General features: G+C 40.0%; 26 protein-coding genes, 1 pseudogene and 1 riboswitch. Of the genes and pseudogenes, 15 read left to right on the top strand and 12 right to left on the bottom strand.

Annotation, left to right across the window (positions count from 1 at the left end; genetic code table 11):
* Positions 1-27 precede the first annotated feature (27 nt).
* The 3 genes and pseudogenes from guaA (at position 28) to BDD30_RS02320 (ending at position 2,544) form a co-directional block, all read left to right on the top strand.
* Positions 28-1,605 carry a glutamine-hydrolyzing GMP synthase gene (gene guaA / locus BDD30_RS02330; protein ID WP_015833967.1) on the top strand — a complete coding sequence of 526 codons (1,578 nt, stop codon included), beginning with the start codon at positions 28-30 and terminating at the stop codon, positions 1,603-1,605.
* A gap of 377 nt (positions 1,606-1,982) precedes the next feature.
* A pseudogene (locus BDD30_RS02325) lies at positions 1,983-2,285 on the top strand (type II toxin-antitoxin system RelE/ParE family toxin).
* Positions 2,278-2,544 (top strand): addiction module antidote protein, encoded by a 267-nt coding sequence (locus BDD30_RS02320; RefSeq protein WP_015833969.1) that lies wholly within the window; start codon positions 2,278-2,280, stop codon positions 2,542-2,544. The pseudogene BDD30_RS02325 and the gene BDD30_RS02320 overlap by 8 nt, the downstream one beginning before the upstream one ends.
* 108 nt (positions 2,545-2,652) lie before the next feature.
* Here BDD30_RS02320 and BDD30_RS02315 read toward each other — a convergent pair whose 3' ends face one another.
* Complete coding sequence (locus tag BDD30_RS02315; RefSeq protein ID WP_015833970.1) at positions 2,653-3,045, bottom strand: DUF2335 domain-containing protein; 393 nt, start codon at positions 3,043-3,045, stop codon at positions 2,653-2,655.
* A 613-nt stretch (positions 3,046-3,658) separates the two neighbouring features.
* On the opposite strand from BDD30_RS02315, the gene rlmA reads away from it, so the two are divergent.
* Positions 3,659-4,477: a 23S rRNA (guanine(745)-N(1))-methyltransferase gene (gene rlmA, locus BDD30_RS02305; protein ID WP_041381787.1), complete on the top strand. Its 819-nt coding sequence runs from the start codon at positions 3,659-3,661 to the stop codon at positions 4,475-4,477.
* 57 nt (positions 4,478-4,534) lie between these two features.
* Here rlmA and mntP read toward each other — a convergent pair whose 3' ends face one another.
* From mntP to pabB, 9 genes are all read right to left on the bottom strand, one after another.
* A complete protein-coding gene (gene mntP, locus BDD30_RS02300) occupies positions 4,535-5,116 on the bottom strand; it encodes a manganese efflux pump MntP (protein WP_015833973.1) in 582 nt (193 codons plus the stop codon).
* A gap of 6 nt (positions 5,117-5,122) precedes the next feature.
* Positions 5,123-5,313: riboswitch (yybP-ykoY riboswitch) on the bottom strand.
* Positions 5,314-5,473: 160 nt separating this feature from the next.
* A complete protein-coding gene (locus BDD30_RS02295; protein WP_015833974.1) occupies positions 5,474-5,932 on the bottom strand; it encodes a DUF986 family protein in 459 nt (152 codons plus the stop codon).
* Positions 5,919-6,062 (bottom strand): hypothetical protein, encoded by a 144-nt coding sequence (locus BDD30_RS23375; RefSeq protein ID WP_170152936.1) that lies wholly within the window; start codon positions 6,060-6,062, stop codon positions 5,919-5,921. The genes BDD30_RS02295 and BDD30_RS23375 overlap by 14 nt, the downstream gene beginning before the upstream one ends.
* Before the next feature lie 73 nt (positions 6,063-6,135).
* A complete protein-coding gene (locus BDD30_RS02290; protein WP_015833975.1) occupies positions 6,136-7,002 on the bottom strand; it encodes a PTS mannose transporter subunit IID in 867 nt (288 codons plus the stop codon).
* A 12-nt stretch (positions 7,003-7,014) separates the two neighbouring features.
* Complete coding sequence (locus BDD30_RS02285; protein ID WP_015833976.1) at positions 7,015-7,818, bottom strand: PTS mannose/fructose/sorbose transporter subunit IIC; 804 nt, start codon at positions 7,816-7,818, stop codon at positions 7,015-7,017.
* A gap of 74 nt (positions 7,819-7,892) precedes the next feature.
* Positions 7,893-8,861 (bottom strand): PTS mannose transporter subunit IIAB, encoded by a 969-nt coding sequence (manX, locus tag BDD30_RS02280; RefSeq protein WP_015833977.1) that lies wholly within the window; start codon positions 8,859-8,861, stop codon positions 7,893-7,895.
* Positions 8,862-9,359: 498 nt separating this feature from the next.
* Positions 9,360-10,724, bottom strand: coding sequence for an L-serine ammonia-lyase (locus BDD30_RS02275; protein WP_015833979.1), 1,365 nt, complete (start codon positions 10,722-10,724; stop codon positions 9,360-9,362).
* Positions 10,725-10,894: 170 nt separating this feature from the next.
* Complete coding sequence (locus BDD30_RS02270) at positions 10,895-11,458, bottom strand: CoA pyrophosphatase (RefSeq protein ID WP_015833980.1); 564 nt, start codon at positions 11,456-11,458, stop codon at positions 10,895-10,897.
* Positions 11,455-12,825, bottom strand: a complete 1,371-nt coding sequence (gene pabB, locus BDD30_RS02265) for an aminodeoxychorismate synthase component 1 (protein ID WP_041382779.1) — start codon at positions 12,823-12,825, stop codon at positions 11,455-11,457. The genes BDD30_RS02270 and pabB overlap by 4 nt, the downstream gene beginning before the upstream one ends.
* A 140-nt stretch (positions 12,826-12,965) precedes the next feature.
* Between pabB and BDD30_RS02260 the strand changes: the two genes are divergently transcribed.
* The 3 genes from BDD30_RS02260 to pip all read left to right on the top strand — a co-directional run bounded on the left by BDD30_RS02260 (position 12,966) and on the right by pip (position 14,653).
* Positions 12,966-13,139: a YoaH family protein gene (locus BDD30_RS02260; protein WP_071823700.1), complete on the top strand. Its 174-nt coding sequence runs from the start codon at positions 12,966-12,968 to the stop codon at positions 13,137-13,139.
* 113 nt (positions 13,140-13,252) lie between these two features.
* Positions 13,253-13,627 (top strand): protein YebF, encoded by a 375-nt coding sequence (gene yebF / locus BDD30_RS02255; protein WP_015833983.1) that lies wholly within the window; start codon positions 13,253-13,255, stop codon positions 13,625-13,627.
* 72 nt (positions 13,628-13,699) lie between these two features.
* Complete coding sequence (pip, locus tag BDD30_RS02250) at positions 13,700-14,653, top strand: prolyl aminopeptidase (protein ID WP_015833984.1); 954 nt, start codon at positions 13,700-13,702, stop codon at positions 14,651-14,653.
* 49 nt (positions 14,654-14,702) lie between these two features.
* On the opposite strand, the gene BDD30_RS02245 is transcribed toward pip, so the two are convergent.
* Entirely contained in the window at positions 14,703-14,933 is a 231-nt protein-coding gene (locus tag BDD30_RS02245; RefSeq protein WP_015833985.1) for a DNA polymerase III subunit theta, read from the bottom strand.
* 329 nt (positions 14,934-15,262) lie between these two features.
* On the opposite strand from BDD30_RS02245, the gene ftnA reads away from it, so the two are divergent.
* The 4 genes from ftnA (at position 15,263) to BDD30_RS02225 (ending at position 17,747) form a co-directional block, all read left to right on the top strand.
* Entirely contained in the window at positions 15,263-15,763 is a 501-nt protein-coding gene (gene ftnA / locus BDD30_RS02240; RefSeq protein WP_041381789.1) for a non-heme ferritin, read from the top strand.
* A 194-nt stretch (positions 15,764-15,957) separates the two neighbouring features.
* Positions 15,958-16,344: a CopC domain-containing protein YobA gene (yobA, locus tag BDD30_RS02235; RefSeq protein ID WP_015833988.1), complete on the top strand. Its 387-nt coding sequence runs from the start codon at positions 15,958-15,960 to the stop codon at positions 16,342-16,344.
* A 2-nt stretch (positions 16,345-16,346) separates the two neighbouring features.
* Positions 16,347-17,240: a copper homeostasis membrane protein CopD gene (gene copD / locus BDD30_RS02230; protein ID WP_015833989.1), complete on the top strand. Its 894-nt coding sequence runs from the start codon at positions 16,347-16,349 to the stop codon at positions 17,238-17,240.
* Between the two features lie 159 nt (positions 17,241-17,399).
* The gene (locus tag BDD30_RS02225; protein WP_041381791.1) at positions 17,400-17,747 is read left to right on the top strand and encodes a YebY family protein; all 348 of its coding nucleotides are present in this window, start codon (positions 17,400-17,402) and stop codon (positions 17,745-17,747) included.
* A gap of 250 nt (positions 17,748-17,997) precedes the next feature.
* Here BDD30_RS02225 and BDD30_RS02220 read toward each other — a convergent pair whose 3' ends face one another.
* The gene (locus BDD30_RS02220; protein ID WP_015833991.1) at positions 17,998-18,240 is read right to left on the bottom strand and encodes a DUF1480 family protein; all 243 of its coding nucleotides are present in this window, start codon (positions 18,238-18,240) and stop codon (positions 17,998-18,000) included.
* Between the two features lie 623 nt (positions 18,241-18,863).
* Between BDD30_RS02220 and BDD30_RS02215 the strand changes: the two genes are divergently transcribed.
* The 4 genes from BDD30_RS02215 to htpX all read left to right on the top strand — a co-directional run bounded on the left by BDD30_RS02215 (position 18,864) and on the right by htpX (position 23,454).
* Positions 18,864-19,361: a GAF domain-containing protein gene (locus BDD30_RS02215; RefSeq protein WP_015833992.1), complete on the top strand. Its 498-nt coding sequence runs from the start codon at positions 18,864-18,866 to the stop codon at positions 19,359-19,361.
* A gap of 95 nt (positions 19,362-19,456) precedes the next feature.
* Positions 19,457-20,161 carry an RNA chaperone ProQ gene (proQ, locus tag BDD30_RS02210; protein WP_015833993.1) on the top strand — a complete coding sequence of 235 codons (705 nt, stop codon included), beginning with the start codon at positions 19,457-19,459 and terminating at the stop codon, positions 20,159-20,161.
* Between the two features lie 19 nt (positions 20,162-20,180).
* The gene (gene prc / locus BDD30_RS02205) at positions 20,181-22,232 is read left to right on the top strand and encodes a carboxy terminal-processing peptidase (RefSeq protein WP_015833994.1); all 2,052 of its coding nucleotides are present in this window, start codon (positions 20,181-20,183) and stop codon (positions 22,230-22,232) included.
* A 334-nt stretch (positions 22,233-22,566) separates the two neighbouring features.
* The gene (gene htpX, locus BDD30_RS02200) at positions 22,567-23,454 is read left to right on the top strand and encodes a protease HtpX (protein WP_015833995.1); all 888 of its coding nucleotides are present in this window, start codon (positions 22,567-22,569) and stop codon (positions 23,452-23,454) included.
* The last annotated feature ends 50 nt before the right edge of the window (positions 23,455-23,504 follow it).

Below are 23,504 nucleotides of genomic sequence, written 5' to 3'. Positions count from 1 at the left end.
ACTACTTGTTTTTGGAATTCCCCGCACATGACAACTAATATCCATCAGCACCGCATTCTTATCCTTGATTTTGGTTCACAATATACTCAGTTGATTGCTCGTCGTATCCGTGAAATCGGGGTTTACTGTGAACTTTGGGCATGGGATGTCACTGAAGAGCAAATTCGCGAATTTAATCCAAGCGGTATCATTCTTTCTGGTGGTCCGGAAAGTACCACAGCGCAAGGAAGTCCACGTGCACCTGAATATGTTTTTAATGCCGGTGTTCCTATTCTGGGCGTTTGCTATGGCATGCAAACTATGTCAGTGCAGTTCGGTGGTAAGGTAGAAGATTCTACTGAACGTGAATTTGGTTATGCACAGGTTGAAATTAAAGCGGAAAGTGCATTATTCCGTGGGATTCAGGATTCATTAAATGAGCAAGGTCAACCATTACTGGATGTATGGATGAGTCATGGTGATAAAGTCACCTCAATTCCTGCGGATTTTATCACTATTGCCAGCACTGACACTTGTCCATTTGCCATTATAGCGAATGAAGAAAAGCGTTTTTATGGCGTACAATTCCACCCGGAAGTCACCCATACCCATCAGGGGCAGCGCATACTGGAACGTTTTGTCTTGGATATATGCCAATGTGAAGCATTGTGGACCCCTGCTTCTATTATCGAAGATACTGTTGTACGCCTGCGTGAACAGGTTGGTGAGGATCACGTTATTTTGGGGCTGTCCGGTGGTGTTGACTCTTCTGTCACCGCATTATTATTGCATCGCGCAATTGGTAAACGCCTGACTTGTGTATTTGTTGATAATGGTTTGCTGCGTTTGAATGAAGCTGAGCAGGTTATGGAAATGTTTGCTGGCAAATTTGGGCTAAATATTGTTCATGTTCCCGCCGAAGATCGTTTCCTTGCTGCACTGGCTGGCATTAATGATCCGGAAGAGAAGCGTAAAACGATTGGCCGTGTGTTTGTTGAAGTTTTTGATGAAGAGGCAAGTAAACAGACTCAGGTTAACTGGTTGGCACAAGGTACTATTTATCCGGATGTTATCGAATCAGCGGCATCTGCGACAGGTAAAGCACATGTTATCAAATCTCATCATAACGTAGGTGGTTTGCCGGAAGAGATGAAACTGGGATTGGTGGAACCGCTGAAAGAGTTGTTCAAAGATGAAGTGCGTAAGATTGGTTTGGCGTTGGGATTGCCTTATGACATGCTGAATCGCCATCCATTCCCAGGTCCTGGTTTAGGTGTTCGTGTACTGGGTGAAGTGAAGAAAGAGTACTGCGATTTACTGCGTCGGGCAGATGCTATCTTTATTGAAGAGCTGCACAAGGCTGATTTGTACAATAAAGTTAGTCAGGCATTTACGGTATTCTTGCCGGTTCGTTCGGTGGGCGTTATGGGAGATGGCCGCAAATATGATTGGGTTGTCTCGTTACGGGCAGTAGAAACGATTGATTTTATGACTGCACATTGGGCACATTTGCCATATGATTTTCTTGGCCGAGTTTCTAACCGAATTATCAATGAAGTCAATGGAATATCAAGAGTTGTCTATGACGTCAGCGGTAAACCACCTGCGACTATTGAGTGGGAATAATTTAAGCTCCATTTTTTATTATTAGCAGTTGAAAATAACACAAGCCGCCTTCATTTTTTGGCGGTTTTTTTGTTTTTTTATGATTGCAACAATTAGTAATTTTTAGCGTTATCTACATAAAACAGACACTGTTTAGCTGACAATATTCGTTTGTGCCATGAAGGGAAGAAATGTAGTTTAGGGATAATGTTGATGACAAGCGATGCTTCAAAACTTGATTGTAGCTTATGGGATACGCTTCAATTTATGAAAGAGATACTGAAAAGTCATATACCCGTCATCTTTCAAGTTTCCTCTTTGTTGGCTGCATTCGCTCACCCCGGTCACATAGTTATCTATGCTCCCGGGGATTCACTCCCTTGCCGTCGCGATGCATCTTGAAATCCATAGGGTATACATTCTCTGACTGGTTGGTCGGGCTCAAGGATATACGGGCAAGAATGCGAATATTAGCTCGCATTGATCGTATGGCTGAAGGAAATTTTGGCGATGTAAAACCGGTTGGTAACGGTGTCAGCGAATGCCGTATTGATTATGGTCCTGGCTATAGAGTGTATTTTATGCAGCAGGGTAGGTAGATTGTTGTTTTACTTTGTGGCGGTGATAAGAGCACACAAAATAAAGACATTAAACTTGCTTTACAACTAGCCCGCAGTTGGAAGGAACAACATAATGAGTGAACAGTTTACCCGTTGGGATTCAGTAGAATACCTGAAAACTGAAGCTGATATGGCAGCGTATCTGGATGCCTGTATTGAAGAAGCTGGTGATGATCCTGCTTTTATTGCGCGTGCGCTAGGTACGATCGCGCGTGCGCGTGGTATGACCCAGGTAGCAAAATTGAATTATCCCTTCTGCTATCTATATCCTTCATCCTTCAAGTTGCTGCTTTGTTGGTTGCTTTCACTTGCTGCCGCTCTGCAACTCGAAATCAATTAGTTATAGATATTAAGATAATATCGTGAGAATAATCTATTATTCTCTACAATGTACTATTAATAACTAAATAGTATATATTAACAAAAAATCATTGATAGCTATTTTGATTTATTTCATATATGACTTTGGATTTCTATTTAAAACATAAATAATTAGAATAGTTGTTACAGTACCACTTCCGATAATTCCTGCTAACCAATTATTCCCATTTAAGCCTAAGATTAAAGAGACAAATAAAGAGATAAAAGTGAGTAATAATCCATAACTTTGCCCCCTGATACTTTTTCTTACCATTTGTTCTAAGGCAACTTTTTCCATCTCGTGTCTGTGCTTTTGTTGCTGTTCGATCAGCGTTAGAAATCGGTCAGCAGCGCCTTTTGTATGTTGTTCATAAAGCGTTAATATCTCTGAATCAGGAAGTTGATAATATAATGGGTTGATATCACCTTGATTAGTTGGTTTAGTTATTTTCGGATGTTTTCTGTTTATTCTTTTGATCATATATCGTCTCTTTCCCTGTAGATGATATGATTTCATCATTGAATTGCTTTAATACAATAGCAAAGTCTGCCCGAACTTTATCCAGGTCATCTGATAAAGTATCAATATCACTCTTCGATGGAATAAGATCAAAATAATTCGTATTTGGCATAATATCGAATTTCGGTGAAATTGATCTTAATTTATTAAAATATTGCATGAAAATGTTCATCATATTACCTGTATTATTAGTTGTTTCTATTAGTTAAATGACTTATTTACAATTATATTTCTTGAGTTTTAATTGGAGAATGATACCTGATAAATAGATTTATTCCATAAAAATATTGCGAGCCGGCTCAAAAATAGGGCTGAAAATAATGGAAGATAATTTCATGCAAGGTAATGATTAATCGTTTTATCGAACTATTAATGAGTATGATTTATGATGAAAAGTATCAGAATATGCTATACCCTTCATCTTTCAAGTTGCTGCTTTGTTGGCTGCTTTCACTCACCCCAGTCACATAGTTATCTATGCTCCTGGGGATTCGTTCACTTGCCGCCGCGCTGCAACTCGAAATCTATTGGGTATATAGTGCTGGCTGGTTTTCGCTTATATTTTGGGAATCTTATGTCTTATCAATGCCCCTTATGTCACCAATCTTTACTGCTCACTCGACAGCAATGGCGCTGTGAGAATAATCATCAGTTTGATTGTGCTAAAGAAGGGTATGTCAACCTGATGCCTGTTCAGTATAAAAGATCTAAAGAACCGGGGGATAGCCCGGAGATGATGCAATCAAGAAGAGCGTTTTTGGATGCTGGATATTATCAGCCATTACAGCAACGAGTTTCGGAATTGTTAGAAAAGTATCTGCCAGAAAATGCAGAGAGTTTACTGGACATAGGATGCGGTGAAGGTTATTACACTGCTTCGCTTGAAGCACAGCTAAGCAAGAGACGTAATCTTAAAATCTATGGGTTAGATGTTGCTAAGATCGCGGTTCGTTATGGCGCTAAGCGCTATCCTGCTGTCAGTTTTTGTGTTGCGTCGAGTCATCGTTTGCCATTTGCTGATAAATCCCTTTCCGGGATATTAAGGATTTATGCACCTTGCAAGGCAGAAGAATTGGCAAGGGTAGTTAAGTCACAGGGAATTGTGCTGACAGTCACTCCGGGTCCTCGTCACCTTTATCAGCTCAAGGAGTTAATTTATCAAGATATTCATCTTCATCCATTGAAGACAGAGCAATTGGCAGGGTTTGAATTGATAACCGATGAGTCATTGTCTTATCTAATGAAATTGGATGGAGTACAAGCGTATCATTTATTACAGATGACACCATTTGCCTGGCGAGCAACAGAAAGTGTAAAAAAAGGATTAGTAGATAGAGCATTGTTTGAATGTGAAACTGATTTTATATTGCGGGTCTATCAACGCCTTAAATGATTTGGATTGTTGCCCAAAATATTGTGTTTGACAGATAAATATTTTGGGCTGGTGGTGCTATTTCGCGTACATAAACAATTTGAGATGTTCAAATAAAATATTGAAGCCAATTGCAATCAGAGTGAGTCCACCGATAAGTTCAGCACGTTTGCCTAATAGTGGGCCAATATAGCGGCCAATTAACATTCCCAATGTTGCCATAATCATTGTCATCATACCAATAGCCATTGCGGTATGGACGATATTGACTTGAAGAAAAGCGAGTCCGACACCAATTGCCATTGCATCCAGACTGGTAGCAATAGCGGTTGTTATTAATACCATTGAATCGTGGCGACAGGGTGGTTCACACTTTTTTTCCGGACTTGTTTTAAAACTATCTGTAATCATTCTACAGCCTAGGATGAATAATAGAGTGAAAGCAATCCAATGATCCCACTCTATAATATACTGGCTGGTATAAAGTCCTATAGACCAGCCAATTAGTGGAGTACAAGCTTCCACTACACCAAATATTAAGCCAGTACGAATTGCTTCACGAAAATGTGGTCTATGTAGTGTCGCCCCTTTACTGATTGCCGCAGCGAAGGCATCCATTGAGAGTGCTAAAGCTAAGATAAGGGTTGCGTATAGGTTCATCAAAATAGCCTCGGCTGGGTGTTTCCATATACATATAACCCACCCCCAACCAATGATGTGCTATATGCCTATGGTCTTGCCAACCTTAAAGGCTACCCGCACCACGTTTTATTTTGAAACGAGTATGTTGATACGGGTTTTTCAGAGAAATTAACTAAATCGTTTTTCTGAAACAGGCTACTCCCCATGACTTGCTTAAAGATAGCATAATAACTTAAAAAGAGTAAATAATATTATTTTAGGATTAAGAGATGATATCGATAATAATTATCATTATCTATCATGTAGGGGGAAAATAAAAGTCAGCATAAAGCTGACTGTTTATTATTTATCTCTCTATTTATTATTAATTCTTATCTATCTGTTTTCGATGAGGAATTTATAAATCCTTTCTAAATCATCAAGTTGATAGACTGAGATATATAATTTCTTATTTTCCAAACCAATAACCAGAATGCCATCTTCAGATAAATTTATGGTTTTTATCCGGTCATAAGAAATAAACGTATTTGCATAGAAAAAACCATTGCTCTTAAATAACAATTTAGGTGAGCGTATATAGGCAATATAAAGAGTTACCAGGATAGTAAATAACAATAAGTATGTGGTTAAACGACTACCATAAGCAGTGATGTTGTTATAAACAACAATAAGTATCAGGATAATAAAGATGAAAGCATCAATTCTATGTTTTCTTTTTAACTTTATTTGCAAATAAGTTTTCCCTTTCAGCAGATTAACCACAAATTCATCATAGATAGCGAGAATCAGCATTAGTACGATTAATCCAACTAATACCATATCATTGAGGCTCATTCTTTAATCCCTGTTTTGCTGTAAAAAAGAAAATGTGGGGAGGAATTCCTCCCCGTATGATTAATGGGATGATATACCCGTTATCTTTCAAGTTGCCTCTTTGTTGGCTGCACTTACTCACCCCAGTCACATCGTTCGCTATGCTCCCGAGGATTCGCTCCCTTGCCGTCGCGATGCATCTTGAAATCCATAGGGTATATATTCTACAGGCCGAGGAAACCAAACCTCGCGCCAATAATCCCCAGAATGAAGAAGCCGATAATAATCCAGAGGGCATTGACTTTATGCCGCAATAGCCACATACAGGCAAATGTCAGTAAAAGTGGTACAAGGCCTGGCATCAGTTGATCAAGGATATTCTGAACCGTTGTGATGGTCTTTTCACCTGTTTGTTGGTTAGGAATTTCTGATACAACCAGTGGAATATTTACTTTCGTCCATTTATTGACCAATGCTCCCATGACAAATAAACCAAGGATCGATGCCCCCTCAGTCATTTTTTGTAGGAAGCCACCGCCCATATCCTGAACGATATTAATCCCTTTCTTATAGCCGTAGGAAATGCCTGAGTAGAGAACTAACAGGCGTACTAAATTGAATAAAAAGAAGAATAGTACAGGTCCGAGCCAGCTACCACTCATCGCGAGGCCCGCACCCAGAGCAGCAAACACCGGGCGGACTGTGCCCCAGAAAATTGGGTCACCAACACCCGCCAGTGGTCCCATCAAACCGACTTTGATGCCGTTGATAGCGCCATCATCAATTGTTGCTCCATTAGCACGCTGTTCTTCCATTGCCATAGTGACACCCAATACAGGTGCGACGACGTAAGGATGAGTGTTAAAGAATTCAAGGTGGCGTTTAATCGCTTGTTTACGCTCATCGGTATTTTCTGGATACAGACGGCGAAGGGCGGGAACCATAGAAAAACAGAAGCCTAACGCTTGCATCCGTTCAAAGTTCCATGAACCTTGGAACACATTAGAACGGAGGAATACACCACGAATATCGCTTGGTGTCAGTTTTTTCTGGCCTGCTGTCTGAGCAGTCGTTTTTGTTGTATCTAACATGTTGCTCGTCCTCTAATCTAATTCGTTATCAAGGTCGTTATTGGTGTGTCCAGGGGCCGCAGTAACCACCTGAGATTTGTTGTATTTAGGGCTGAGTTGAATGTATAGCACTGCCATCACAATACCAATGATACCTAATGCAACTAGATTGAAATCAGTAAATGCCGCAGTGACGAAACCGAGATAGAAGAATGGCATTAAGTAGCCAGCACGCATCATATTGATGACCATTGCATAACCCACAACCACAATCATACCACCCGCAATATTCAGGCCGTTTGTTACAACTTCAGGGATAGAGGCGAGCAATTGTTGAACTTCGTTGGTTCCAACGGACAGGGCAACAATCAGGGCAGGAATAGCGATGCGCATAGCTTGAAGCAGTAATGCGGATAGATGGATAAAGCTGATAGCCCGAAGGTTGCCGTGTTCTGCCGCGTTGTCGGCGGCATGTTGGAACGCAACTGTGATGGTACGTACAATGATAGTCAGCACTTGTCCGGCGGCTGCCAAAGGAATTGCCAGAGCGATACCTTCACCGATATCTCGGCCACCAGCGATGACCAAAATAGTTGAGATGATTGATGCTAAAGCAGCATCCGGAGCAATTGCGGCACCGATATTCATCCAGCCAAGTGCGATCATCTCCAGTGTACCGCCGATAATGACACCAGTTGTCATGTCACCGAGAATGATTCCGATTAGAGTACAGGCCACAAGTGGGCGATGGAATTGAAATTCATCAAGAATGGAATCCATGCCTGCAATACAGGCCACGATGAATATCAATGAAATTTGAACAACGGTAATTTCCATTGTTTGTCTCCTGTAACCAAATTTAAATTTGGTGAGAAATTTTTGTCATTGAGTAATAGTTAAATTGCTCTAGTTTAATTTTCGTTTTTGACCTTCTGGATCAGATCCATCATTTGCAGACGGGTGTCACTGGCAACTTTACGGGCTTCAAGCTCAATACCGCGATCATCCAATTTTTTGAAGGCTGCAATATCAGTTTCGTCAACAGATATTGCGTTATTAACTTGTGTTTTTCCCTGCCGGTATGCCATTCCACCAATGTTTACAGAAGTGATATTGACCCCATTTTCAACCAGACGCAGAACATCTGTTGGATTTGTAAACAGCAACATGACACGTTCATTAGCGTATTTTGGGTTGTTATAAACCCGGATACATTTTGCGACATCAACAACGTGAGCACTGATCCCCGGTGGTGCAACCTGTTTCAATAAGGTAGAACGGACAGTATCGGCAGCAACTTCGTCGCTGACGACAATAATCCGTTTGACGTTAGTTTCTTTTGTCCAACGGGTAGCGACTTGGCCATGAATAAGGCGGTCATCAATGCGGGCCAGCGCAATTTTCATATGACCACCGGTTGATGGTGCAGATGCAAGTGCAGCAACGGGAGCTACAGGTTTGGCAGATTCAACTTTTTGCGGTTCTTCTGTTTTTAGAGCCCGAATACCTTCTTTCCCTGTTTCCAGGGCGACTGAGACCAATTCTTCCAGAGATGGGTTATCATCGCGGCACATAAAGGCTTCAACCAGCATCGGGACGTTAACCCCGGTAATAATTTCATAATTTTCTTTGTCTACAGCGATACGATTCGCTGCATTGAATGGACTTCCTCCCCATGTATCAACGAAAAACAGTACGCCTTTTTCTGTATTAAGCTTTGCAAGTTTGCTGTTGTATTTTTCAAATAAAGTATCGGCATTTTCACCAGGAACAAAGTCAATATAAGAAACATTTTCTTGTTCTCCAATTAACATCTCTGCAGTGTGAAGCAGTTGCTCAGCCGCAGCTCCATGTGTGCCAATCATAATGGCTATACTCACCTCATTTTCCCCTCTGTTAGTATATAAACGCAGAATAATTACAATTTACTCCAATAATTTTGATGAATCATTCCTCCAATAAAAAATTTATTTGTACAAATAATAGTCTTTTGTTGATTGGGTGCCTGAATATTTGGCTTGATTTAGATTTTTATCTCTTATTGACTGAGAAAACATCCTGTTAGATTAGCATCAGAAATACTAGAGAAAAATTGCTATCAGTCAGAAAAAATGAAATAGGTGAACATATTAGTAATAAAATAATTTAATAAACTAAATATTGTTAAATTTATTTATAATTATCTTAAATTTAATTTAAGATAGATATTAATTCTGTTTCCGGTAACATCTTATTAATTTAAAATTAAAAATATATTCATCTTTTTTGGTTGAAAAACGAGCCCTCTCAAGTTTTGGATAAAAAATATCCCAACCATGAGGTAGGGATATGTTCATCAAGAAGAATTTGCTGCTTAAAAAATCAGGTTATTTATTGGGTTAATCACACTGAACTTTAATCGCTAAACCACCGCGGGATGTTTCACGATATTTAGCGTTCATGTCTTTACCTGTTTCGTACATAGTTTCAATAACTTTATCGAGAGAAACGCGTGGTTCACTGGTACGACGCAAAGCCATACGAGCGGCGTTGATTGCTTTCACTGAAGCAATGGCATTTCTTTCAATACAGGGCACTTGTACTTGGCCAGCAACCGGGTCACAAGTGAGGCCGAGGTTATGTTCCATTCCGATTTCAGCTGCAATACAAACCTGCTCTGCGCTACCGCCGAGTAGTTCAGTAAGACCGGCTGCTGCCATTGAACAGGCAACCCCAACTTCTCCCTGACAACCCACTTCAGCCCCAGAAATAGAGGCATTCATTTTATACAGAATGCCAATAGCACCTGAAGCCAGGAAATAGCGGATATAAAGCTCTGGTGTTACAGGTGCAATGCAATGGTTATAATAAGCAAGTACGGCGGGAACAATGCCACAGGCACCATTGGTAGGAGCTGTAACAACACGTCCACCCGCAGCATTTTCTTCGTTGACTGCTAATGCAAACATGTTTACTAAATCCACGACATTCATTGGATCACTAGATAGATTGTTTGATGCGGTCAGCATCCGGTGTAGTGCAGCTGCACGGCGTGGCACGCGCAATGGGCCGGGTAGAACGCCTTCTGTGTTCAGGCCACGTTCAATACAAGCCTGCATAGTATCCCAAACATCAGCAAAATAGGCGTTAATTTCCTCTTGGCTGTGGAGATCCAATTCGTTTTTCATCATTAAACCAGAGATCGAGAGTCCGGTTTTATTACAATTCATCAGCAATTCTTTTGCTGAACTGTATGGATATGAAACAGGTTTGGTATCCTGAGATGGTTTACCAAAATGTTCTTCGTCAACAATAAAGCCACCACCAATTGAGTAGTAGGTTTTGCTATAAACTTTTTTGTCACCCGCGAATGCATGAATTTGCATACCATTTTCATGTAGTGATAGGTTATCACTACGGAAAACCATGCCACTGTCACGTGGAAAATCGACTTCATGTAAGCCATTGGCCAGCTTGATGCGCTGAGTTTGCTCTACATCACGAATAAAACCGGGGATTGAATCAATATCAACGGTTGCTGGCAAGTTGCCTGCCAGGCCCATGATAATGGCTATATCCGTATGGTGGCCCTTACCGGTTAATGAGAGTGAGCCGTAAACATCGACGGCTACACGCGTGATAGAAGGCATTAGTCCCTGGTTTACCAGATCGTCGACAAACTGTTTGCCGGCTTTCATCGGGCCAACCGTATGAGAGCTAGATGGACCGATACCGACCTTAAACATGTCGAAAACGCTAATCACGCCAGACTCCTTAAAAAAGATAGAGATATAGTTATATATATTGAGGTACGCTACTTTACTGTGATTTAGTAGTGTTGATAAGGGAGTTTACAGTTTTTTTTGAATTATGATAGCAATAGTGATAAAAATGGATGAAAAAAACACAAATTGATTATCTCTAATGATGCAGATCAAATTTGAACCTGTTGAGCTAATTGATGAATAATCGCTGCTGTCAGGCCCCAGATAAGTTTCCCTTGATACCAGTAAAAATAGGTGCGATGTTGCTGACCATGGCGGTTAACATCAAGATAATAATAGCTCGAAAGTGAAAGTGCCTTAGATAAAGGGACTTCGAATATACTGGAAACTTCTGTTGGGTTGCTGTGGAAAGACAATTCTGGGGGTAATAACCCGACAACGGGTGTCACCAGATAACCGCTAATACTGTCTAAAGGCACGAGTTGTCCCAAAACTTGAACTTTGTGATGAGGTATGTTGACTTCTTCCTCTGCTTCTCGCAGTGCTGTAGCAATTATTGATTTATCTTCAGGATCAGCAGCACCACCGGGAAAGGCCACTTGACCGGCATGTGATCGTAAAGTAGTAGAGCGCTGCGTCAGCAATAGTGTTGGTTTCGGTTTGCAGATGATCGGTAATAACACCGCAGCATGGCGGCAGTTATTTGAAGGCCGTTTAGGATGAGATGGAAGTTGTAACTGAAATCTGTTAATGAAATCAGATAGTAGTATCATATTGGTTTTATTTTCCCTAATTGCGGCAAAATACAATTCAATTTATCAAATGTTTCTTGATATTCTTTTTCAGCAATACTGTCCGCGACAATTCCACCACCGGCCCAACAATATATTTTTCCTTTTTCGGTCAAGAGGGTACGAATAGTGATATTGCTATCCATTGTGCCACAGAAACTGATATAGCCAATTGAACCACAATATCCATGTCTGCGGTGAGGCTCTAATTCTTCTATTATTTCCATTGCCCTGATTTTCGGTGCACCAGTGATCGAACCTCCGGGGAAGCAGGCTCTTAATAAATCTGTAGCATGCAATTCATTTGGTAGTTCTGCGGTAATTGTGCTGACCAGATGATGAACAGCGGGGAATTGTTCAACCACAAATAGTTCAGGTACTTTAACTGACCCTGGAGTGGCTACCCGGCCAATATCGTTACGTAACAAATCGACGATCATTAGGTTTTCGGCTCGATCTTTTTTCGATGTTGCTAGTTTTTCAGCTTGTAATGCATCCTTTTCAGTATCATTTAAACGCGGTAATGTTCCTTTGATAGGACGAGTTTGAATTTGATTCTTTTCCAAGAGTAAGAAACGCTCAGGAGAGACACTGATTATGCTGTTTTCTGGTAAACGGATAAAGGCAGAAAAAGGGGCACGATTTCTCTTATTAAGTTTCATGAATGCTTGCCATTCATCGCCTTGATAGTCAGCGCAAAACCGTTGTGACAGATTAACTTGATAACAATCACCTTCTAATAGATAGTTGTGAATGCGGCGGATTTTTCCATTATATTGCTCCGCACTCATATTTGACTGCCATTCGCTGGTCAGAGTAAAAGTTGTTTCGGGCAAATTTTTATGCGACATAAGCCAGTTTAAACGTGCATCAACATCACTGTGACTTAATAAAGTCACCTTTTTTTTGTGATGATCGACAATCAAAGCCCAGTCATAAATACCTATTGCCATATCTGGAAATGACAGCTCATTTTTGGCTTGTGACGGTAATTTTTCAATACGACGTCCAAGGTCATATCCCCATTGGCCTAATGCACCACCCTGAAATGGTAAATCAGGATTAAATTTTGCTGTGAGATTTAAATTTTCTAGCTGTGTTTTTAACAGGCAAAAGGGATCTTCTTCAGTAATATAGTGAGTACTATATTTATTTATTTCGGTTGATTTACCGTGACAAAGAAGCGTGATCAGTGGTTCTGCAACCAGAATATCAAACCGGTTATGGGTATGGTTTGCAGAGCCAGAGTGGAGCAGCATTGCCCAAGGCTGGTTTGAAATCGGCGCGAAATAGTTGATAGCGACATTTGATTGATAAGGTAATTGTCGTTTTTGTAATGAAGTATTCATTATGGTATCAGTTTTAACAATAGCAACGTAAGAGTTGGCATTAATTATTAATTGCCAGAGATTAGCATAGAAATCCACTCCTTACTGAGTTAAAAATCGCTATACTCTTGGTCATTGATCAATTTATTGAGGTTATTCTCATGTTTTCAGGTATGCCAACATTATCTCATCAGGAACAACAACTGGCAGTGGAGAAAATTCAGCAATTGATGGCTGAAGGAATGAGTAGTGGGGAAGCTATTGCGTTGGTTGCACAGGAACTTCGTGAAAAGCATAGGGGACAAGAGCAGGTTAATGTGGTGTTTGATGATTAAAAATGAACATAATTAAATTATTTATTTAACAATAATCACACATTTTTTTTACCTGACATGTTAGGTTAGCTCCATATTTAATCTCTTATTTTGAGATATTAACAGGAGGTAGTATGAAAGCATGTCATGTCATTAATAGAGTTGGCCTATCAGGTGCTGCACTTTTATTTACGATTTCATTCACCGTATCCGCTGTTCCAGAGACCAAACGTGTTGATAAATTTGTTTCTTGCGATAATTTAACCAAATCGCAGATTGCTGCTCAGGTAAAGCGAGATTTTCTACAAAACCGTATTAATCGTTGGTCAGAAGATAGAAAACAGTTGGGAACTTCTACACCAGTGGCGTGGATAAATGTAGAAAATATCACCGCAGATAAGGATGTGTTAGAAGTTCCACTGACTGTTCGTGGTTCTAAGCATGACAAAGATTACCGTGTTGTAGTTAATTGTCAGCAAAATACGATTAGCTATAGCGAATTGAAATAACATTTTCTGATGGTTATCTCTACCCGTCATCAGATGGATACTAGATTTAGTGTGAGTCAGTAAGGAAATGTTATGTCTGAATTGAGAAAATTATATCCGGCTTGTGAAGCTTACCGTTCTGGTTATTTGGACACAGGCGATGGTCATCAAGTTTATTGGGAATTATGTGGCAATCCTGAAGGTAAGCCCGCTGTATTTATTCATGGTGGACCGGGTGGTGGTATTGCCTCTTATCATCGTCGGCTATTCGACCCTAAGAAATATCATGTCATGCTATTTGATCAGCGTGGTTGTGGGCGTTCAAAACCTCATGCCAGTTTGGAAAATAATACTACTTGGCATTTAGTTGAAGACATTGAGTGTTTACGTCAATTAGTGGGGGTAGAAAAGTGGCTGGTATTTGGTGGCTCGTGGGGTTCCACTTTATCTTTAGTTTACGCACAGACTTACCCTCAGCGAGTTTCTGAGCTGATTCTTCGAGGGATTTTCCTGCTGAGGCCGCAAGAATTATATTGGTATTATCAGGATGGCGCTTCTAATTTCTTCCCGGATAAATGGCAACGAACGGTCTCTATTTTATCGGAAGAAGAACGAAATGATGTTATTAGCGCATATAACAAGCGGCTGACTAGTAATAATCGTCAAATTCAATTAGAAGCAGCTCGTCTCTGGAGCTTGTGGGAAGGAGAGACGGTAACATTGCTTCCTTCGGATAGTGTGGAGTCTTTTACAGAAGATGAATTTGCCTTGGCATTTGCTCGGATTGAGAATCACTATTTTATTAATGGAGGTTTTATGAATGAGGAGCAGCAGCTGTTGAATAATATTGACGCTATAAGGGATATTCCGGCAGTTATTATTCATGGTCGATATGATATGGCTTGTCGGGTGCAAAATGCTTGGGATCTGGCGCAGGCATGGCCAGAAGCAGAATTACATATTATTGAAGGAGCGGGGCACTCATTTGATGAGCCAGGTATTTTACATCAGCTTATTGGTGCAACGGATAAGTTTGCTGAGCAGTAATCTGATATAGCCACCGGTTATCCGGTGGTTATCAATTCTTACTGAATAATTAGCGGCTTTTGGGCTCGTAAGGTAAACGAGAAAATTGTTTAGATAATTGGCGATAATGCACTAAACGTTGTTGAAAATACTGCCGAAGATGTGCGGGTTGTTCCTGCTCAACTGTATCAGGAAGTACCGGCATATTGTAACGTTCCTTAAAAGCTACACCAGATGCTGCCAAATCAACATTGACTTTATCCATATTTTCTGTGGAAAGTTCGGCCAGATTATGTCCCATAAGTGTCTCGCTCAGTTGAAACTATAAATTCATAAAATGATGAAGTTAATCCAGACTGATTTTTCTGGCAAGAACTAAATTGATAAATTTATAAATATAAATAATATTCATTATCATTAAATATAGAAAGATATTCGATGAGATTATTTTGCGAATAAAATTCATTTTCATTTAAATATATTAAATGAGATTCATTTCTATTTGATTTTATTGAAAATATTATTGTATTTCAATGCGATATATTTTTTTAAATTATTTTTGTTTATTGGGTTTTTTTATTTTTATTTAATTGGCATAATACAAATAAATTAATGCTAGGAGAATCTATTATGTTAAATCAAGAAATGGTGCATAAATTAAATGAACAGATGAATTTGGAATTCTATTCTGCGAATTTATATCTACAAATGAGTGCATGGTGCAGTGATAAAGGATTGGCAGGTGCCGCTGCATTTTTCAAATCGCACTCCCAGGAAGAAATGCAGCACATGCATCGCTTATTTGATTATCTGAGTGATACTGGTGCGATGCCACGTTTAGGGCAGATTAATGCGCCTTCAGCAGACTATGAATCCATATCTCATGTACTTCAGAAAACCTACGATCACGAGAAATCTATTACCGCTGAAATTAATAAACTTGCCCATCTGGCGATAACTACGCAGGATTATTCCACTTTTAACTTCCTGCAATGGTATGTAGCAGAACAGCACGAAGAAGAGAAGTTGTTCAAGTCTATTCTTGATAAATTGAGTATGGTTGGTGAGGATGGTAAGGCACTCTTCCTATTGGATAAAGATCTGAAAGGTTTGGCCGGTGCGGACTCTTAATGAATGGAATTAATCAACCGCAGTAGCTGGCAATAACTTTAGATATTTAAAGCCAGTGCTGCGGTTTTCCTTTGTTTTTGCGCGATAGTTCACAAGACGAAGTTCTTATTGTAAGTTATCGCGGATAAAATAACTTCTTTGATATAAGATAGTCTTAATTTGTAGAAATATATCTGAAAATTAAGAGGTTATTTATGACCATCAGTAAAATTCGTTCTTTTTGCCGGAAATTATCTGCTTTAGTTGTGCTGTTTGTCGGCATGTCTTGCCAGCAAGTTTTAGCTCATGCGCATTTAACAGAACAAATCCCAGCAGAAGATACCACAGTGGAAAATGCACCACAGGTAATTACCCTGAGTTTTTCAGAGGGTATTGAACTGAATTTCAGTAAAGTAAAAGTGACTGGCCCGGAAAATAAACCTATCAAAACTGGTCAATTGAAGCTTGATCCTGCAACTAATACAAAACTGATTCTTCCTGTGGAAGATAAGCTGGTGGCAGGTAAATATCATGTTGACTGGAAGGTAGTCTCGGTTGATGGGCATAAAACTAAAGGCGTCTACAGTTTTACAGTTAAATAATTATGTCTCTGGCGGCACTTTATATCTTTTGTCGCTTCGCTCATTTTGTGGCAGTTATGTTGATGTTTGGTCTCAGCATATTTACTGTCATGTTGATTCCTGCTCGCCTCTCTGTCCTAATTGATGCTCGTCTCCGTTTGGGGATAATTATCAGTACCATTGTGGCATTAATAACTGTAATTGGCTGGTTGGTGATACAAGCGGGGCTAATGGGGGATGGTTGGCAGGATACTTATGATCTGGAAGTTTGGTTAGCGGTTCTGAGAACAAACTTTGGCAAAGTCTGGCAGTGGCAAATATTGATTTCAATAGTGACTACAGGGTTCTTGTTTATCAATAACCAAAAGACCAGAAATATTCTAATGTTAATCGGCTCTGCCATTTTATTATCCTGTCATGCTTTTATAGGTCATGCAGTAATACATGATGGGGTGTTGGGTATTCTTCATCAGATTAACCAGGTAATTCACCTATTAAGCGCAGGGTACTGGTTTGGTGGATTATGGCCGTTTTTGTTATGCCTGCAACTTTTGCGTATGCGGAATGAACTCGCTGTAGGGTTGGATAGACAGGTTATGATTTCTATGATGCATTTTTCCACCTATGGTCATATTGCTGTAATTCTTATCATCGTTACAGGCATAATAAGTAGCTTGATTTTGCTCCCAGGGTGGCCGGAGTATAGCGGTACTGAATATCAGTCAATGCTATGGCTGAAGATAGTGCTAGTAGCGGCTATGGTGATGCTTGCATTGATTAACCGTTATATCTTGGTTCCTAAACTAAGGCAACCTGGTCGCTATCAACTGTTGATTATCAATAGTTGGATTGAAATTATTTTTGGGGCGTTGGCTTTGTTATGTGTTGCTATTTTTGCTACTTATCAGCCGATTTGATTTTTTTAACTAACAACTTGTTTCAGTAGGTGTTATTGATGCAGTTGATTATTGATAATAAATAGTGAATGCGGACAGCGTGCAGAAACCGTCGCGTACACGCAGTACGTGAGGATGATTCGTTTCGTTTGTCCTTATATCTACACATTGGTAACTATTATGAAACGTTTATTTTTATTACTTTCCTTATTATGTCTATCTTTTCAAAATGTTGCGGCGCCTATTGAAACGGTGAGTAAGCTGCAATTTGGTGATAAATGGGCATTTACTCGAGAAGAAGTGATGCTGAATTGCAGAGCAAATAGGGCTTTGTTTGTGATTAACCCAAGTACTTTGGTGCAATACCCGTTAAATGATATAGCCACAGAGATGGTCAGGACAGGGAAGGTGAATGCTAATTCTTTGGATATTATTCTATTAGATGATAGTAAAAATCCGACTCAAAAAATGAGTATAGAACCATTCCAGAGAGCAGCTTTAGCACTATGTGATGAAAAGAGTGGGTGATGAAAAGAGTGGGTAATAGAAAGTAATGTCATTGAGTTAAGCTGCGTAGCGTGACATTTGACTTAAGAGTGTCATTCTTGGCTGTTTATTATCCAAGAAGTTGTTTAAATGTAATATGTCAGCTACGCTTTAAGTTGTAAGTTGTTTTACGTCTCAATGACACTTTTAGCGCACGGCTCTTAAGAGCCATTTTCCCTAGGCCGAGTAGAGGAGTCAACTCGGCCTTTTTTTGTCAGAAGTTTTGTGGACATCAGACCACCCTCATAATCCATGCATGGTTTTGTCTGTCATAATGTTTTCTGTATAACAGAATTTGTTTATCGTTTAGTAAGGCGGGGATACTGGTATGTTCATCCCAGCCATCTAACTGCATACAAAGTTCGCGATCAGAATTGCAAGGAATACTAATAGTAGTATCGTCTCCTGCAGAAGGTGGAGACAGAATAGCATCATCAATTTCGTAGCTGGAAATTCTCAGTTTTGTCTGTTTCATGATGGCTCCTTAATTTTTTAATTAACAGGTACGACCAGTAAGGCCATCATTTGAGAATAGATCAAATGACTGAGATTGCCAGTAATAATATTTCCAGAATTGGATAATCGTTAGATGATATTGCTGTTATAACTATCTGTACTAAAACTTAGTTTTGTAATATTGCTTTTTTCATCTTCGTCATTCTTTGGACTTTTCCACATTCAGTAGGAAATATTTTATTTTAGTATAATTTTCGGAGCCAAAAGTGTTAATGACAGAGGGCAAATCTAATAATTCTACGGATAAATTGTTTGAATGTTTTGTTTTTCGTTACTCTACTGGTCTGCGCTTAGATAAAATGTGGGCAGAATACAGTCTAATTTTTATTGTAAAAGGGTATAGCGGCTCTTACTGGTGCATTATACTTCTTATTGGCTGCACCTTTTGATGTTTTGATCAGGAGCGTGATATCTCGCTAACCTTGATAAACGAGCAATAAATATAATAAAGAATATCTTAACAGAGACAGTAAAAAATTTACGTCAGTGGAACAGGCTGTTAACCTTATTGTTATGGGCATTTGATATTTTTTTGATATAAAAATAGAGATGCATTTTGTAAATTTTATCGGATAGGTCAATATGAATAAAAATGAGTTCTATCGAGATCTGGTTGGAGACTTAAAAGCTTTGTTGTCTGGAGAGTATGACTTAATAGCAACGCTCGCCAATGCTAGTGCATTGTTGTATGAACGCCTACATGACGTTAACTGGGCCGGTTTTTATCTGATTGATGGTGATACATTGATTCTGGGACCATTTCAGGGAAAGGTTGCCTGTGTCAGAATACCTGTTGGTAAGGGGGTATGCGGAACTGCTGTATCAGAAAAGCGAATTCAACGTGTTAATGATGTTCATGAGTTCCCTGGTCATATTGCCTGTGATGCTGCTAGTAACGCTGAAATTGTGTTGCCGTTGATCGTTAACGATAGAATCATTGGTGTATTGGATATTGATAGTATGATTTTTGATCGGTTTGATGAAGAAGACGAATTTGGCTTACAAGCCCTTATTGATGGGCTCTGTGCTCATTTAGAACAGTGCGTTGTGCCGAAATATGTTGAGTTGAATGTAACTTAACATATGGATGACGTGGCATTTATCAGCAACGCTATTATAATGACGCCAGTTCATGCCTATGCTGGTTGGCAAAACCGTTGTAATCAGGAAATTTCATGGAAAATCAACCTAAGTTGAATAGTAGTAAAGAAATCATTGCTTTTTTAGCTGAGCGCTTTCCGCTCTGTTTCGTCGCTGAAGGTGAAGCTCGTCCTTTAAAAATTGGTATCTTTCAGGATATCGTTGAACGTATTCAGGACGAAGAATGTTTAAGTAAAACACAATTGCGCTCCGCCTTGCGTTTGTACACATCAAGCTGGCGTTACCTGTATGGTGTTAAAGAAGGGGCACAGCGTGTTGATCTTGATGGTAACTCATGTGGTGAATTGGAAGCAGAGCATATTGAGCATGCTCTTCAGCAACTGACTGAAGCCAAAGCACGGGTTCAGGTACAGCGTGCAGAGCAAAGAGCCAAAAAACGTGAAGCTGAAAATACAGTTGACGGTGAAAAAAATGAGCGACCGGCAACTAAAAAGTCAACTCCTCGTCGCCGTGCTAATAATACTGAAGGAGAAAAACGGCAGCCACGCCAACAAAGTCGTCCTCAGAAACAAGCACATAAACCTGCCGCTAAACCTAGCCAACCAGCACCGACTCAGATTGCTGATGTTTCAACGCTGAAAATTGGTCAGGAAATTAAAGTGAGAGTAGGTAAAAGCTCGATGGATGCCTCTGTGCTTGAAATCGCTAAAGATGGTGTACGGGTACAATTGCCTTCTGGTTTGGCAATGATTGTACGCGCAGAACATTTACAGTTCTGATACGGAGGCCAACCTAGGCATGAACAAATTCGTCAGACTGGCTTTTGTCTTAGGCGTTTCAATTTTTGGTACTTGTTATGCAAATACAAACAGTCCAGCAGCGGTTCCTGTTCGTATTGAACAGCTGCCTATATTGAAGCAAGAACCTCAGCATTCCACTGTGAGCGAGCGGGTAACATCCCGCTTCATTCGTTCCCATTACCGTCAATTTAGTTTAGATGGTGATTTTTCAGTAAAAATATTTGACCGTTATCTCAATATATTGGACTACAGCCATAATATATTGTTGGCGTCAGATGTAGCTGAGTATGCGGATAAGAAAAAATTGTTAGGTCAGGAATTGGAAAGTGGGAATCTGGAAATCCCATATGACCTGTTTAATCTATTACAGAAACGCCGTTTTGAGCGTTATCAGTATGCTTTATCTCGGCTTGAGCGGCCAATGAATTTTGATGACAACGATACAATTGATGTTGATCGGTCTAAAGCCCCTTGGCCACAGAGTGTAGAAGAACTGAATAGGCTTTGGGATGCTAAAGTTAAATATGATTGGCTTAATCTCAAGCTCGCAGGTAAAGATGATAAAGAAATTAAAGAAGTGCTGACTAAGCGCTATCAGTTTGCGTTAAAGCGTCTGACACAAAGTCAGAGTGAAGATGTTTTCCAACTGATTATGACTGCGTTTGCTCGTGAGATTGATCCTCATACCAATTACCTTTCACCACGCAATACTGAACAGTTTAACTCAGAGATGAGCCTGTCCCTTGAAGGTATTGGTGCTGTTTTACAGATAGACGATGACTACACTGTCATAAATTCTATGGTTGCTGGTGGTCCTGCTGCTAAAAGTAAAGCGCTAAAAGTGGGAGATAAGATTATCGGTGTCGGTCAATCAGGGAAGTCAATGGTTGATATTATTGGCTGGCGTTTGGATGATGTGGTTGCACTGATTAAAGGCCCTAAAGGTAGTAAAGTGCGGCTTGAGGTTATTTCTGATACTAAAGGGGCGAAACCACGTACTATCACTTTAACTCGTGAACAGATCCGTCTGGAAGACCGGGCAGTGAAGATGTCAGTGAAGACAATCGGTAAAGAAAAAGTAGGGGTGCTTGATATCCCGGGTTTTTATGTCGGCTTAACTGATAATGTTAAAACTCAATTGCAAAAACTGACTAAGCAGCATGTTAGTGCTATTGTCATAGATCTGCGTAGCAATGGTGGTGGTGCACTGACAGAGGCGGTTTCTTTGTCTGGCCTGTTTCTTCCAAGTGGCCCGATAGTGCAAGTCAGGGATAATAACGGGAAAATTCGTCAGGACTCTGATACTGATGAAGTGGTGTACTATAAAGGACCTTTGGTTGTGCTGGTAGATCGTTTCAGTGCTTCTGCTTCTGAGATTTTTGCCGCAGCTATGCAGGATTATGGGCGAGCTTTGATTGTTGGAGAGCCAACTTTCGGTAAAGGGACTGTTCAGCAATATCGTTCTTTGAGTCGTATTTACGATCAAATGATGCGCCCTGATTGGCCATCGTTGGGTTCTGTCCAGTATACAATTCAGAAATTCTATCGTGTAAATGGTGGTAGTACTCAGCGTAAAGGTGTGACACCTGATATTGTAATGCCAACTGGAGTTGATCCGGCAGAAACAGGCGAGAGTTTTGAAGATAATGCTTTGCCTTGGGATAGTATTCCTCCCGCCCGTTATACGGGGTCTAAAGTTATTGCCGCGTTAGTTCCGCAGTTAAATGTGGCTCATAATGCCCGTATTGCAGATGATCCAGAATTTAAGTATATCAATGAGGATATTGCTCACTATAAGGCGATGAAAGAGCGTAAAAATATCGTTTCTTTGAACTATGTACAAAGAGAGAAAGAGAATAAAGAAGACGAGGTTCTGAAATTGAACCGGATTAATGATCGCTTTAAACGAGAAGGTAAAAAACCATTAGCTTCATTGGATGATTTACCTAAGGATTATCAAGGACCTGATCCTTATCTTGATGAATCAGCGAAGATTGCGCTTGATTTAGCACATCAGCCTGCTGAGAAAATGTTAGCTCAATCTAAGTAGAGCAATATAAATAACTAGCTTAATAATGCCCAATACCGTTCATCTTAGATGCTTTGAGCGAACGGTGTTGGGCTTTCGATATATAAGCGACCCTTTTTGAGACGGTTTTATTTTTCGGGAAGGATGAGCTGTTTCACAATTCCCTTGTGTTACCTAGTGTCAAAGTATTTTGCTTAACCAATTAGTGTTAGGCTGATGTTGGTTTTTTGTGGTTTTGTAAAGTTGTGTTGGTTTTATCGTTTGAAGAGTTAAAAACCTTGAATATAGCAAGAATAGCCTTATTTATAGGATAGCTCTGAAGTGTATTGATTATTAATAAAGGAAGCCTATTTTTATGATGCGAATTGCTTTGTTCCTCCTCACCAACCTTGCTGTTATGTTGGTGTTTGGGATAATACTGTCTCTGACAGGAATTCAGGGAAGTAGTGTACAGGGTCTAATGATTATGGCTGGTCTGTTCGGTTTTGGTGGAGCGTTTGTTTCTCTGCTGATGTCCAAATGGATGGCTCTGCGTTCTGTTGGTGGTCAGGTTATAGAACAGCCAACAAATGAAATTGAACATTGGTTAGTAGAAACTGTTCGCCGTCAGGCAGAACAAGTCAATATTGCTATGCCACAGGTTGCGATTTATGCTGCGCCTGATATTAACGCATTCGCTACCGGAGCGCGCCGTAATGCATCTCTGGTAGCTGTCAGTACTGGCCTATTGGACAATATGAGTCGAGCAGAAGCGGAAGCTGTTATCGCTCATGAGATTAGCCATATTGCTAATGGTGATATGGTGACCATGACTTTGTTGCAAGGGATAGTAAATACTTTTGTTATCTTTATTTCCCGTTTGTTGGCTCAGGCTGTATCAAGTTTTCTGTCTGGTAACAATGAAAATGAAGAAGAAAGCAATTCTGGTAATCCGATTGTTTACATGGTCGTTTCGATGGTGTTGGAAATAGTATTCGGTATTCTGGCAAGTATTATTACTATGTGGTTCTCCCGTTACCGTGAATTCCACGCAGATGCAGGTTCTGCCAAGTTGGTGGGCCGTGAGAAGATGATTGCTGCTTTACAACGTCTGAAAACCAGTTATGAACCGCAAGAAGAAGGCAGTATGATGGCGTTCTGTATTAATGGGAAATCTAAGACATTCAGTGAGCTTTTTATGTCTCACCCACCATTAGACAAACGTATTGAAGCACTGCGTAATGGGCAATACCTGAATAAATAATCTAGTGGACAGAATAAAAAGCTGGGAGTTTCCCCCAGCTTTTGAAGATT

Origin of the sequence: Photorhabdus asymbiotica, from assembly GCF_003634575.1 — a bacterium.
Classification (GTDB): domain Bacteria; phylum Pseudomonadota; class Gammaproteobacteria; order Enterobacterales; family Enterobacteriaceae; genus Photorhabdus; species Photorhabdus asymbiotica.
Note: the sequence above shows the minus strand (reverse complement) of the source record. Positions and strands in the feature narration are given on the sequence as shown.

Coding starts and splice junctions, on each gene's coding strand:
- BDD30_RS02220 (WP_015833991.1), bottom strand. CDS start 18,240: ATGAAACAGACAAAACTGAGAATTTCCAGCTACGAAATTGATGATGCT.
- BDD30_RS02315 (WP_015833970.1), bottom strand. CDS start 3,045: ATGATCAAAAGAATAAACAGAAAACATCCGAAAATAACTAAACCAACT.
- htpX (WP_015833995.1), top strand. CDS start 22,567: ATGATGCGAATTGCTTTGTTCCTCCTCACCAACCTTGCTGTTATGTTG.
- pabB (WP_041382779.1), bottom strand. CDS start 12,825: ATGAATACTTCATTACAAAAACGACAATTACCTTATCAATCAAATGTC.
- BDD30_RS02320 (WP_015833969.1), top strand. CDS start 2,278: ATGAGTGAACAGTTTACCCGTTGGGATTCAGTAGAATACCTGAAAACT.
- yobA (WP_015833988.1), top strand. CDS start 15,958: ATGACCATCAGTAAAATTCGTTCTTTTTGCCGGAAATTATCTGCTTTA.
- BDD30_RS02295 (WP_015833974.1), bottom strand. CDS start 5,932: ATGAGCCTCAATGATATGGTATTAGTTGGATTAATCGTACTAATGCTG.
- proQ (WP_015833993.1), top strand. CDS start 19,457: ATGGAAAATCAACCTAAGTTGAATAGTAGTAAAGAAATCATTGCTTTT.
- mntP (WP_015833973.1), bottom strand. CDS start 5,116: ATGAACCTATACGCAACCCTTATCTTAGCTTTAGCACTCTCAATGGAT.
- pip (WP_015833984.1), top strand. CDS start 13,700: ATGTCTGAATTGAGAAAATTATATCCGGCTTGTGAAGCTTACCGTTCT.
- copD (WP_015833989.1), top strand. CDS start 16,347: ATGTCTCTGGCGGCACTTTATATCTTTTGTCGCTTCGCTCATTTTGTG.
- BDD30_RS02225 (WP_041381791.1), top strand. CDS start 17,400: ATGAAACGTTTATTTTTATTACTTTCCTTATTATGTCTATCTTTTCAA.
- BDD30_RS02290 (WP_015833975.1), bottom strand. CDS start 7,002: ATGTTAGATACAACAAAAACGACTGCTCAGACAGCAGGCCAGAAAAAA.
- BDD30_RS02270 (WP_015833980.1), bottom strand. CDS start 11,458: ATGATACTACTATCTGATTTCATTAACAGATTTCAGTTACAACTTCCA.
- yebF (WP_015833983.1), top strand. CDS start 13,253: ATGAAAGCATGTCATGTCATTAATAGAGTTGGCCTATCAGGTGCTGCA.
- prc (WP_015833994.1), top strand. CDS start 20,181: ATGAACAAATTCGTCAGACTGGCTTTTGTCTTAGGCGTTTCAATTTTT.
- BDD30_RS02260 (WP_071823700.1), top strand. CDS start 12,966: ATGTTTTCAGGTATGCCAACATTATCTCATCAGGAACAACAACTGGCA.
- rlmA (WP_041381787.1), top strand. CDS start 3,659: ATGTCTTATCAATGCCCCTTATGTCACCAATCTTTACTGCTCACTCGA.
- guaA (WP_015833967.1), top strand. CDS start 28: ATGACAACTAATATCCATCAGCACCGCATTCTTATCCTTGATTTTGGT.
- BDD30_RS02245 (WP_015833985.1), bottom strand. CDS start 14,933: ATGGGACATAATCTGGCCGAACTTTCCACAGAAAATATGGATAAAGTC.
- ftnA (WP_041381789.1), top strand. CDS start 15,263: ATGTTAAATCAAGAAATGGTGCATAAATTAAATGAACAGATGAATTTG.
- BDD30_RS02215 (WP_015833992.1), top strand. CDS start 18,864: ATGAATAAAAATGAGTTCTATCGAGATCTGGTTGGAGACTTAAAAGCT.
- BDD30_RS02285 (WP_015833976.1), bottom strand. CDS start 7,818: ATGGAAATTACCGTTGTTCAAATTTCATTGATATTCATCGTGGCCTGT.